This window comes from Flavobacterium sp. CF108 (genome assembly GCF_900129795.1).
GTDB lineage: Bacteria > Bacteroidota > Bacteroidia > Flavobacteriales > Flavobacteriaceae > Flavobacterium.
Window position 1 is genome coordinate 372,621 of sequence record NZ_FQWW01000003.1, and the last position, 9,999, is coordinate 382,619.

A 9,999-nucleotide genomic window follows, 5' to 3' on the forward strand; every position below is an offset into this window, starting at 1 on the left:
ATAAGATCATAACTTAAACAGGCAAGTTTCAATAAAAAAAAGCGCAAACCCTTTTAAAAAGTTTGCGCTTTTAAAATTCTATATAAAAGAAAAAGAAATCCTTTATTTCCCCTTCATCAATTTTTCTAAATATTCAACTTTATCTTTTTCAGCCTGAACCAAACGTTCATAAAGTTCCACAACTTTATCAAGAGGATTGAAGTTACAATGATTATTAGTTGTATTTCCCTGAGCACCATTATTAGCACTATTATCGTAAAAGTTATTAAAGAAATTAAAAACAGATTCTTCTGTAAAATTTTCAATAGCTTCTACCGTCACGCCAAGTGCTTTTGCAATTTGTACCAATTTTTCGAATTCAACAGTTTCGCTGGTTTCAATGCTTGAAATAGTCTGCTGGCTTGTGCCAATGGCATCCGCAAGTGCTCCTTGTTTCATTCCGCGAAGCTCTCTTATTCGGCTGATATTTCGGCCAATATTTCTGGGTCTGGTTTCTGTACTCATAATTCAAAGATATTTAAAATTTTTGACAAAAATAACTGTCCGTAAAATACAAGATCGATTTGATAAAATACAATTCGTGTTGTTTTTTGAAAAAGTAAAAATACTCTTTTTCTTACTTTAGTTAAAAAAACATTTTTAAAATTAACAAGAGAATTATATAAATAGAAAAAAACTTCTACATTTGCACCCGTAATAAAAAAAACAAAAATACAGATGATACTTTCAGTAAGACAATATTTTGATCACTTAGCAGGAAATCTTCCGGCTAAAATATCAGGATGTATCATGTATTTTTATGAAATTGAAATGTAAATTTTAGAGTTCAACTCAACATAAAATATAAAAGCGTCCTTATTTCGGGACGCTTTTTTTGTTTTTAAGCATTTCGATTTCGTTTAAAAAGCACTTCGACTTCGCTGAGTGTGACAAAAAGTTGGCGAGAATGACAAGAAAAATGATAAAAAATAAACCATAACTAAAAATAATTAAAAAAATAATTGACCAAATGTTTAATGCATAATCTAAATATTGAAATATAATCTTGAAAAGTAATCTGATGAGAGACAGTCATTTGATACAAAAAGGAATCTGCACCAGTATGCGGACAAGGATTTCTATGTTTTAATCTTAAGTATAACTATTTGGTAATCAGTAAAATAATTTTAAAAATGATTTGGATAATTGATTTTTTCGACTTTATCTTTGCCGAAGAAAATCTGAAAACAGAAATTCAAATATCAACAACAATTTCAAAATATAATACAACATATAAAATGGCTTTACATAACAACATATATAACACACAACTGCTAGACCCGAGATTCGATCTTGGACGTTTAACAACACAGGTGCATCAATACAGGCAATAGGATAGTTATATCATATTGAATTTATAAAGCACCTTTAACCGGGTGCTTTTTTTATGCCCAAAAATTAATGATTTTGTAGCTCAGCTGGATAGAGCGTCTGTCTTCTAAGCAGATGGTCGAAGGTTCGAATCCTTACAAAATCACTCGTTCTCTAGAAGGAACTGGCTCATTGGGGTTACTGGCTAACCTTCCCGACTGTCTCTCGGGAGAAACGGGTTCGACTCCCGTATGGGCCGCGAGTTTTGCCACGAAGGCACAAAGGCGCAAAGTTTTTTGTTTCACGCAGATTGAGCAGATTACTTAAGTAAAAACTTTGCGACTCTGCGACTTTGCGAGAGATTGACAAAGTATTGTAAAAAGAGCTGGCGAGCAATTTTCTCGCAAAGGCGCAAAGTCGCTAAGAAAAATAACCTTTGTGTCTTAGTGTCTTCGTGGCAGAACATAAAATGGTGTTTTTAGTTTATTAGGTAAAACCTCGGGCTGTGAATCCGAAGAACAGGGTTCGATTCCCGAAAACACCCAAAACTGGGAAGATAACGGTGGTTGTTTACCCGCCTTGGACGCGGGAGGTCGCAGGTTCGAATCCTGCTTCCCAGACATATGCAGGAATGGCGCAATTGGTAGACGCGGCTGACTTAGAATCAGTTTTTTGAGAGTTCGAGTCTCTCTTCCTGTACTATAGCCACAAAGGCACAAAGACGCAAACAGAAAACAAACTTAGTGTCTTAGTGCCTTGGCGGCAGAAAAATTTGAAGTTTAATTTAAACATTAAAGAATGAAAAAGATAAGCACATTGTTTGCTAAAGACCCAAATAACTTAGCAAGAGTAGTAAATAAAATCAATGCAGAAAATGCATGGGTAATAAACGGAGAAGCAATCGCAACCAGAAAATTTGACGGTACATCTTCGGCAATTATCAACGGAGAATTATACAAAAGATTCGACGCCAAAAAAGGACGTACGATTCCGGCGAATGCGATTCCGTGTCAGGAAGCAGATTTAATTTCAGGACATCACCCGCATTGGTTAAAATGTGATCGTTCAAAATCTGAAGACAAACATTTCTTCGAAGCATTCGACCGTTTAGAAGATAAAACAGACGGAACATACGAGTTATGCGGGCCAAAAGTTCAAGGTAACCCTGAAAATTTTGAGAAACATACTTTGGTAAAACACGGTTCTGAAATTCTTGATTTTGTAAGTCTTGATTTCGATGATTTAGAAAAAACCTTATCAGAAAATGATATTGAAGGAATTGTTTTCCACCACATTTCAGATGGAAGAATGTGCAAATTAAGAAAAACAGATTTCGGAATCAAACGCCTAAAACTAGAAGCCGTTTAAAAAGTAAAAACAAACCTGTTGAATGTAATTTGTAAAAAATATTCAACACATAGAGACATAGATTTAAAATAAGAGTAAAGGATACAAAAGAGAAATATATTTCTCTCACATAGCTAACTCTGTGTTTTTAACAAGTGAAACGCCTTTTTTAAGGCAGAAAAACTATGTCACTATGTGTTAAAATAATTACGTTCAACAGGTAAAACAAGTAACATTTAAAATTAAAAACGATGAAACAAAAATACAACCGAATAGCCCTTGTTGGAATTGAACAGGAAGAATATGACATTATAAAAGCCCAGTATTCAGGACATATTATCTGGCATCAGTCTATACCTAAAATCGTGGTTAAGGATGAGGTTTTGTATATGGAAAAATCGAATGGAGTTGGAATGTTACCTGTAGATAAAGTCGTCTATTACGGAATTTACGACAATGATTTTGATTTTATTTCAGGTCTTGCGATCTGGAATGGCGATTGTTATCCAAAGGCTTCAGCAATGCTGGACTGCCGTTTTAAAATTCCTTGTCTGGTAAAAGGTTTGTCTCTTTCAAGATTCAGTGCCCCACGCGGATTTATAAGTGCAGGCACTTCTGTCAACACAACTGGAGATACCATTGCAAAATGGGGAAACTGGCATTGTGGTGAAAACAAACATCGTTTTACCGGAGAATGGGAAAGCGAATTTACAGCAACCATTGAACCTTATTTTGAAGGTGATGCCGTTCGTATTATGATGATTGGCGATACCTATTGGCAGATAAAACTAGAAGGTGACGATTGGTTAAAATCAATCCATCCTGATAATGCCAATTTTATGCCTGTCGATCAGGATTTGTTAGAAGACACGCTTTATATCAAGAATGTTTTGCAGATGGATATGATAGGAAATGATTACATCGTTGCAAAAGACGGTTCTAAATATTTATTAGAAGTCAATCATATTCCCAATATAACCCGATTTGAAGAGGTTAGACAAGTCTATTTATCGACTGTAATAGAATGGATTAACTAAAAATTTTTACACTGCGCAAAATTACTGCGCAGTGTAATTTGAATATTTGTTCAAGAAAAATAATGGTTATGAAAACGATTAGAATTTATTGTAAAAAATGTAAAGAACAGCTAACTCAAAATTTAGTTGAAACAGAATCAAAACATTTAAGATTTGAAGATGGAACTAGAGCAATTAATTCAGGTAAATTTTCAATTTATGAAAACGAGAATAATGTTAAAGAAGTTATTGTTGCTATTGAGGATTATGAATTAAGAAATCATAAAGATTTGAGAAGATTTACAGGATGTTGTGGAAGTTCTGGAACGGATGGAATGAATAAGACTTGTAAAAATGGTCATGAAGTAGCAACAGAAGTTTCAGATTGCTGGACACCGCATTATATAAATTTCGATTTAAACAATATTATTATAAAAGAAGTTATAGATGATTATAATCTTAGAATAATGAAATTTTAAAAATATCAAACAAGCCCAGTTGCGTGTTTCTGTATAGCACCATTGTAGGGAACTTTCCGCGAAAGCGAATTATGTTTTTCTATGCAGCTTGGTTTGGAGGTTTTCGGGTGGTTTTCCAAAAAACTATTCATCGATCTATGGGTCATGGGTTCGACTCCCATTCGCAGCAATGCGATAGCTCAGTCTGGTTAGAGCAATAGAAGTTTACGCAGGTTCGAATCCTGCACTACTCCCGATGGGGTAGTTGGACGAGCGGTAAGTCAACTACAGACTGAAAATCTGTTTTTCCAGAGACCATCACTCTTAAAAAGATGACCAGAAAAAAAGCTGATTTGTCTTTGTCAGTGAAATTAGGATTTTCTCCCGAGGTTTCGGGACTAAAATTTCACACTCATGATAAAGCCAGTGCGAAAAGCAATGTTTTTTGAAATACTTGTTTTCTTCTCGATATGATTGTTAAGATGATTTGGGGATCGTCGCTGCAAAATACAATCGAAAACAATTCGGGTAAACAAATTACAAACTCTTCATCCGTTTTTTTCGGAGGAGAAAGACAAAGAGGTTTTTTTATTTAGAAAGAGAGAATAGAATAAAGAGAATAGAATAAAGAGAATAGAATAAAGAGAATAGAATAAAGAGAATAGAATAAAGAGAATAGAATAAAGAGAATCATTCTAATCTGACAAATCTGTGGCAAAAAAATAAACAAAGATTTTCACGTGTTTCATAACCTGAAACCTGAAACAAGAAAAACTTGAAACAAAAAACAACATGATAAAAAGAATTAAAATCGAAGCGTACCAAGTAGGTTTGCTTTTCGAAAACAGAAAATTAATTAAGGTATTAGAAGAAGGTTTACACTGGACTTTTGGAAACAAAAGCGTATTGATTTACGATATGAATGCCATTTTTCACGCTCCTTTTGAATTGAACATTTTATTGCAGAATGAAGTTTTGGCTTCAATGCTTGAAGTTGTTGAGGTTGCCGATAACGAGATTGTTTTACATTTCGTAAACGGAAACTTTAAAGGAACGCTGACTCCGGGAAGACATCCTTTCTGGAAAGGAATTGTAAAAAACGAATTCAAAAAAGCAGATCTTTCTAAAATTGAAATTACAGAAAACATTCCGGTAAACTTATTGGAACATAATCAATTGAAATACTTTGTTAGAAAATTTATTGTAGCAAGTAACGACAAAGCTTTGTTGTTTGTGAACGGAACTTTCGTTAAAGAATTAAAATCTGGAACGCATTACTTTTGGAACAACTCTATTACAATCGAAGTTAAAACAATCGATATGAGACAGCAGCAAGTAGAAATTTCAGGGCAGGAATTATTGACTAAAGATAAAGCAGGATTAAGAATCAACTTTTTTGTGAGATACCAAGTTGTGAATATCATGAAAGCTTTAGTTGACAACAAAGATTTTGAAAAACAATTGTATGTTGCCATGCAGCTGGCTTTAAGAGCTTTTGTAGGCGGATTAACTTTAGACGAATTATTGGCTAAAAAAGATACCATTGCCGAAGCTATTTTAGCAGAAGTAACCACTAAAATAGAAGATTTAGGTTTAACGATTTCTGATGCAGGAATTCGTGACGTAATCTTGCCTGGAGATATGAAAGAGATCATGAATCAGGTTTTGGTTGCCGAGAAAAAAGCACAGGCCAACAGTATTATGAGAAGAGAAGAAACCGCTTCAACAAGAAGTTTATTGAACACAGCAAAGCTGATGGAAGAAAACGAAATGTTGTGGAAATTGAAAGAGATGGAATACGTTGAAAAAATCGCCGATAAAATTGGAGAAATCACAATTTCAGGAAGTGGAAACGTAATTGGTCAATTGAAGGAAATCTTCGTGAAATAATGGAAAACCATCAACGGAAACGCTGGTGGTTTTAGTTTAAAAATAAAATTTAAAATGAATCAAAAAATATTTTTTACGTCAGACCATCATTTTGGTCATACAAACATAATTAAGTTTAGCGAGCGTCCGTTTGCTTCAGTAGAAGAAATGGATTCGGAACTCATTAAACGATGGAATGAAAAGGTGAGTCCGAGAGATATTGTTTATCACTTAGGTGATATTTCTCTGGCAAGACCAGAACGAACAAAAGAAATTTTAGACCAGTTAAACGGTTCAATTTTTCTGGTACAAGGCAATCACGATAAATCGGCTTTGAGTTATAAAAAGCGATTTGAGTGGATTAAAGATTACTACGAGTTAAGCGTTGAAGATGCAGATGCGCCAAACGGAAGACAGAAAATAATCTTGTTTCACTACGCCATGAAAGTGTGGAGAAGTTCATTTAGAGGAACATGGCACTTGTACGGCCACTCGCACGGTCATTTGTTTGACGATGAAACATCACGTTCTTTTGATGTTGGCGTAGACTGCCACAATTATAAACCACTTTCTTATGATGAAGTAAAAGCACTCATTATGAAGAAAGACTGGAAAGCTCCTTTTGGAGATAGAGAATTATAAAATATTTAAAAATTAGAAAAAATGAAAACTACAGATAAAATTATCATCATTGATTTAGAAGCCACATGTTGGCAGGGCGCGGTCCCGCAGGGCCAGCAAAACGAAATTATCGAAATCGGGTTAGCCGTTTTAGATTCTAAAACTGGACAAATTACTAAGAACAAAGGTATTTTAATAAAACCGCAGCGTTCGCACGTGAGTCCGTTTTGTACCGAATTAACGACTATAACTCAGGATTTACTGGATAAAAACGGAGTAAGTTTTGAAGATGCCATTAATGAGCTAATCGACGAATATAATCCCGATTTATATACGTGGGCAAGTTACGGTCAATACGACCTGAATATGCTTAAAAAACAATGTAAATCGTTTGGTATTTCATACCCAATGGGAGATGAGCATATTAATGTAAAAGAACATTTTGCCGAAAAGTTTGGTCTGCAAAGGTCAACCGGAATGAATGGTGCTTTACATATGCTGAATATTCCACTAGAAGGAACACATCACCGCGGAATTGACGATGCCAAAAACATCGCTAAGATTTTGCATTGGTGCCTTAAAAATTAGAATTTAATTTGTTAATCGCAGTTATAAAAGGATAGTTGATAGCTGCAGAAGGAAACTGCAGGTGTTTTTGCAGCTGTGGTTTCTCTTTTTATTTTAACACAATAAGTGCACATATTATTTGTGTTCAAAACAATTGCAAAAGTGAGAATAATATTTTGACAAACGCTCGTATTTAATAATATATTTGTCGGTATAGAGTATGCCAATACTGGGTTTCGATAAAATAATAATTTGATGCAAATGGCATAATTTAAAAATATGGATAAAACAAAAACACCTTTTTTAGATACTATTTATCATCTCAGAACCATCGAACAGGTTATTTTGTATGATAAACTTATAACGATTTCTGAAGCAGAAGAAACAGAAGCCGTTTTGTTTCTTGAAACAGAATACGAAAAGGAAATTTTAGAATACCCCGGAACAGCACCCGATTTTAATGCAGAAGCTGCTTTATGGGCTGCCAAAACGGTATATCTTGCCGCACAATTGTTATTGCACAGGGAACATAAAAGAGATGACCTTAATATACTTTTGCCAGATTATGCAGGAATACAAGATGCTTCGGCAATTATTTCGGCTGATCTTTGTCTTCGGTTTTTACCACAGATTGTTGGCGAAATAAAAAGATTAGATCCAGAAGATTTAATTATTGAAATTTTAGAAAAACATTTAACCCAATTTCATTATTCAGCCATTGGTTCTGAATTAGATATTGAAAATGTAAGTTTTGAGATAATCGAAGCAAATGATTGTTTGCTGCAGCTTTATATTGACAGGATTGTTCAAAGAAAATCCATAAAATGGGCACAGCCTGATTTTATAAAAAAGCAATTAGAAATAGGATTTGGCGATTACCAAAAACTATTCTGGTCACAACTTTAAAACAAGTAAACGAATAAAAAATAGAAGTAAACTAATGAATGCTACAGCTAAATTAAATGCCGTTTTAAAACATATTAAAGAAACTTTTGTTGGTAAAGATGAAATTATCGACCTTCTTGGGATTGGATTACTGGCAAGAGAAAATGCCTTTTTGCTGGGGCCTCCGGGAACGGCAAAAAGTGCTATCGTGAGATCATTGTCTAAAGGAATTGAAGGGGATAAAAATTTCGAATATCTGTTAACCCGATTTACGGAACCAAATGAGATTTTTGGACCTTTTGATATTCGAAAACTGAAAGAAGGAGAATTGATCACCAATACTGACGGAATGATGCCAGAAGCTTCAATGGTATTTCTTGATGAAATTTTTAACGCCAACTCGGCTATTTTGAATAGTTTGCTGATGGCACTTAACGAGAAAATCTTTCGCCGCGGAAAGGAAACTAAAAAATTGCCGGCATTAATGTTTGTTGGTGCAAGTAACCTTATGCCCGAAGATGAATCGCTAAATGCTTTGCTTGACCGTTTCCTAATTCGTATAAAATGTGATTATGTAGAACCAAACCTGCTGCATCAGGTATTGCTGGCGGGATGGAAACTGGAAGGATCTGCTGCTGAGGAAGTGCCGACAATTTCTGCAGCCGAAGTTCAGGAACTGCAAAAGCTCTGCCGCCAGGTAGATTTAACTGCAACCCGAAACGAATATGTAGATATTATTCACAGTCTTCGAAATACGGGAATTAAAGTGTCTGACCGACGTGCGGTTAAACTTCAAAACCTTATTGCGGCAAGTGCCTTAATGTGTGGCAGAAAAGAGTCAATAGTATCTGATTTCTGGGTTTTAAAATATATCTGGGACAACGAAGAGCAGATTGAAATTCTGGAAGGGATTATTAATAAAATTATCGAAAAAGATAATTCGACAGAAGCACATCCACAGGCTTTGTACAATAAAACACCAGATGCCGAAAGTGTGATGAAAGAAGTAAATTATCTAACCGAAAAATGGCAGGATGATTCGCTTTCTTTTGAAGAACAAAATGTAATAAAGGATAAACTGAGATACATTCAAACCCGCTGTGACTGGATTAAGGATTCAGAACAGAAAAAATATATACAGGAACATATAGAATCTTTGTGGCAGAAAATTCTACAAACTATTTAAAATGTATTTTCTAGAAATTAATAAAGAACATAAAGATTTTTTAGGTGCAGTACGACATTGGGAAAACCTCAAAATCGCTTTTGAAACAAATACAATCTGGATTAAGGATTTTTCGGCTGAACAGATAAATTCAGCCGAGATCCTGCAGATTCCGTATATCAAAATATACGAGCTAAAGAAAAATTTGCTGTTTGAGAAAAGGAAACAACTTCCTTCTAAAAAACTGCCTTCGGGATTGTTGTGGACGCCAATTTTGCGTGCTTTGCCAGTTTCGCAGCCAAAGTTCAATCACAACTTTTTTGGTATCAGCGATACGTTTCAAATAACTTTAAAACGTTCAGAAGAAGTCAAAGAAGCTTATGCTTTGCTGGTAGATTATGAGGAATTGAAATCCTATATAGAATTTGCACCAAAATTTCGACTTGAACCATTGCGATGGATTGTTATTGATAATAAAGCATTAATTATCGGAACTCCGTTACTGCCTTTAAAAGGTAATACGTTTTGGTTTAAAGAAGGTTTTTTAATGCCTTCGGGATATGATTTTGAATGGCATGTTTTAACAAAGACTTTGCAGGAAAAATTAAATCCTTTTCAGGAAAATCTAATACTGTGGAATAAGGATAACAGTTATTCTATAATTCCAAAAAACAATATTAAAGAACTATCAATTAGTTCATTTCGCTTAACTTTTTCATAA

The 9,999-nt window shown here is 34.5% G+C and carries 10 protein-coding genes and 5 tRNA genes; 14 read left to right on the plus strand and 1 reads right to left on the minus strand.

Annotation, left to right across the window (positions count from 1 at the left end):
- Positions 1–102: 102 nt before the first annotated feature.
- Positions 103–504 (minus strand): helix-turn-helix transcriptional regulator, encoded by a 402-nt coding sequence (locus tag BUE10_RS10325; protein WP_073484810.1) that lies wholly within the window; start codon positions 502–504, stop codon positions 103–105.
- Positions 505–1,442: 938 nt separating this feature from the next.
- On the opposite strand from BUE10_RS10325, the gene BUE10_RS10335 reads away from it, so the two are divergent.
- From BUE10_RS10335 to BUE10_RS10400, 14 genes are all read left to right on the plus strand, one after another.
- Positions 1,443–1,516 (plus strand) — tRNA-Arg (locus BUE10_RS10335).
- A 20-nt stretch (positions 1,517–1,536) separates the two neighbouring features.
- A tRNA-Asp gene (locus BUE10_RS24015) sits at positions 1,537–1,609 on the plus strand.
- Between the two features lie 213 nt (positions 1,610–1,822).
- Positions 1,823–1,893, plus strand: a tRNA-His gene (locus BUE10_RS10345).
- A gap of 5 nt (positions 1,894–1,898) precedes the next feature.
- Positions 1,899–1,970: transfer RNA gene (locus tag BUE10_RS10350), tRNA-Pro, on the plus strand.
- Between the two features lie 5 nt (positions 1,971–1,975).
- Positions 1,976–2,049 (plus strand) — tRNA-Leu (locus tag BUE10_RS10355).
- 99 nt (positions 2,050–2,148) lie between these two features.
- Positions 2,149–2,718 (plus strand): RNA ligase 1 family protein, encoded by a 570-nt coding sequence (locus BUE10_RS10360; RefSeq protein ID WP_073484815.1) that lies wholly within the window; start codon positions 2,149–2,151, stop codon positions 2,716–2,718.
- Between the two features lie 230 nt (positions 2,719–2,948).
- Positions 2,949–3,734 carry an ATP-grasp domain-containing protein gene (locus BUE10_RS10365; protein WP_073484817.1) on the plus strand — a complete coding sequence of 262 codons (786 nt, stop codon included), beginning with the start codon at positions 2,949–2,951 and terminating at the stop codon, positions 3,732–3,734.
- Between the two features lie 68 nt (positions 3,735–3,802).
- The gene (locus tag BUE10_RS10370) at positions 3,803–4,192 is read left to right on the plus strand and encodes a hypothetical protein (RefSeq protein WP_143055958.1); all 390 of its coding nucleotides are present in this window, start codon (positions 3,803–3,805) and stop codon (positions 4,190–4,192) included.
- A gap of 771 nt (positions 4,193–4,963) precedes the next feature.
- Entirely contained in the window at positions 4,964–6,061 is a 1,098-nt protein-coding gene (locus BUE10_RS10375) for a slipin family protein (protein ID WP_073484820.1), read from the plus strand.
- A 54-nt stretch (positions 6,062–6,115) separates the two neighbouring features.
- Positions 6,116–6,682, plus strand: a complete 567-nt coding sequence (locus BUE10_RS10380; protein WP_073484822.1) for a metallophosphoesterase family protein — start codon at positions 6,116–6,118, stop codon at positions 6,680–6,682.
- A gap of 21 nt (positions 6,683–6,703) precedes the next feature.
- Positions 6,704–7,249, plus strand: a complete 546-nt coding sequence (locus BUE10_RS10385) for a 3'-5' exonuclease (RefSeq protein WP_073484824.1) — start codon at positions 6,704–6,706, stop codon at positions 7,247–7,249.
- 258 nt (positions 7,250–7,507) lie between these two features.
- Positions 7,508–8,134: a hypothetical protein gene (locus BUE10_RS10390; protein ID WP_073484826.1), complete on the plus strand. Its 627-nt coding sequence runs from the start codon at positions 7,508–7,510 to the stop codon at positions 8,132–8,134.
- Positions 8,135–8,168: 34 nt separating this feature from the next.
- Positions 8,169–9,299: an AAA family ATPase gene (locus tag BUE10_RS10395; RefSeq protein ID WP_073484828.1), complete on the plus strand. Its 1,131-nt coding sequence runs from the start codon at positions 8,169–8,171 to the stop codon at positions 9,297–9,299.
- 1 nt (position 9,300) lies between these two features.
- Positions 9,301–9,999, plus strand: coding sequence for a hypothetical protein (locus tag BUE10_RS10400; RefSeq protein WP_073484829.1), 699 nt, complete (start codon positions 9,301–9,303; stop codon positions 9,997–9,999).

Bases quoted from the DNA above. Each gene is read 5' to 3' on its own strand.
- BUE10_RS10400 (WP_073484829.1), top strand. From the start codon at position 9,301: ATGTATTTTCTAGAAATTAATAAAGAACATAAAGATTTTTTAGGTGCA.
- BUE10_RS10375 (WP_073484820.1), top strand. From the start codon at position 4,964: ATGATAAAAAGAATTAAAATCGAAGCGTACCAAGTAGGTTTGCTTTTC.
- BUE10_RS10380 (WP_073484822.1), top strand. From the start codon at position 6,116: ATGAATCAAAAAATATTTTTTACGTCAGACCATCATTTTGGTCATACA.
- BUE10_RS10395 (WP_073484828.1), top strand. From the start codon at position 8,169: ATGAATGCTACAGCTAAATTAAATGCCGTTTTAAAACATATTAAAGAA.
- BUE10_RS10360 (WP_073484815.1), top strand. From the start codon at position 2,149: ATGAAAAAGATAAGCACATTGTTTGCTAAAGACCCAAATAACTTAGCA.
- BUE10_RS10385 (WP_073484824.1), top strand. From the start codon at position 6,704: ATGAAAACTACAGATAAAATTATCATCATTGATTTAGAAGCCACATGT.
- BUE10_RS10370 (WP_143055958.1), top strand. From the start codon at position 3,803: ATGAAAACGATTAGAATTTATTGTAAAAAATGTAAAGAACAGCTAACT.
- BUE10_RS10365 (WP_073484817.1), top strand. From the start codon at position 2,949: ATGAAACAAAAATACAACCGAATAGCCCTTGTTGGAATTGAACAGGAA.
- BUE10_RS10390 (WP_073484826.1), top strand. From the start codon at position 7,508: ATGGATAAAACAAAAACACCTTTTTTAGATACTATTTATCATCTCAGA.
- BUE10_RS10325 (WP_073484810.1), bottom strand. From the start codon at position 504: ATGAGTACAGAAACCAGACCCAGAAATATTGGCCGAAATATCAGCCGA.